The organism is Acinetobacter sp. UBA6526 (assembly GCF_002434875.1).
GTDB classification, from domain to species: domain Bacteria; phylum Pseudomonadota; class Gammaproteobacteria; order Pseudomonadales; family Moraxellaceae; genus Acinetobacter; species Acinetobacter venetianus.
In genome coordinates this window covers 1-1166 of the sequence record NZ_DJLC01000165.1, presented here as the reverse complement: position 1 = coordinate 1166, position 1166 = coordinate 1, and the positions used below count along the sequence as shown (strand labels likewise).

At 38.0% G+C, this 1166-nt stretch carries 1 protein-coding gene; it reads left to right on the top strand.

Annotated elements, in window-relative coordinates; translation table 11 throughout:
* The coding region (locus tag B4237_RS11600) for a vWA domain-containing protein (RefSeq protein WP_286943205.1) at positions 1 to 1076 on the top strand (1076 nt) is incomplete at its 5' end.
* Between the last annotated feature and the right edge of the window lie 90 nt (positions 1077 to 1166).

The following is a 1166-nucleotide window of genomic DNA, read 5'->3' as shown; positions in this document are numbered from 1 at the left end:
TTGTCGATGTTTCTGGCAGTATGAATGCAGATAATAAGCTACCATTGGTTAAACAAACCTTAAGAATATTGACTGAACAATTACGCCCACAGGACAAAGTGACGATTATCACTTATGCGAGTGGGGAAAAATTAGTACTTGAGCCGACATCAGGTGAGCATAAAGATAAGATTTTACGTGTGATTAATCAGTTGCAAGCTGGTGGAGCAACGGCTGGTGAGCAGGCGATTCAATTGGCTTATAAAGAAGCAGAGAAAGCGTTTGTTAAAAATGGGATTAATCGAATTTTGTTAGCGACTGATGGTGACTTTAATATAGGAATTACTGATTTTAATACCTTAAAAGGCATGGTTGCGGAGAAGCGTAAAAGTGGTATTTCATTGACAACGCTCGGCTATGGCACTGGTAATTACAATGAAGAGCTAATGGAACAAATCGCTGATGCTGGTGATGGTAATTACAGCTATATCGATAACAAAAATGAAGCGAAAAAAGTGGTACAACGTCAGCTGTCTTCTACGCTAGCAACGGTTGCCCAAGATGTCAAAATACAAGTAGAGTTTAATCCAGCGACGGTTAAAGAATATCGTTTAGTTGGCTATGAAAATCGTATGTTGAAGCAAGAAGACTTCAACAATGATAAAGTCGATGCTGGTGATATTGGGGCTGGGCATAGTGTCACTGCGATCTATGAAATTATTCCTGTCGATCAGCAGGGCTGGTTGAATGACTCACGTTATCAAGCACCTATAAAATCGGATACTGCTAAAAAATCTGAATATGCTTTCGTGAATTTACGTTATAAATTACCAAATCAAGAAAAAAGTATTTTATTGAGTCAAGCGGTGAATGTGAAAAGTAAAACACTCGCCCAAGCCAATAATGACACTCGTTTTGCAATTGCAGTTGCATCGTACGCTCAGCAATTAAAAGGTGGCCAGTACAATGGTGCGATGGGGTGGGATCAAATCATTCAGTTAGCCCAACAATCAGCAAAACCTGATCCTTATCAAATGCGTGAAGAGTTTGTTGATCTTGTAAAAATTGCTAAGAGTCTTAGTGCTAAACAAAACTAATATTTTGATCATGCAACATGGTCGGTTCTTTTTGAGACCGACTATAAATGATTTTAATTTAAGAACTATGAAATGATATTTGATATGAAA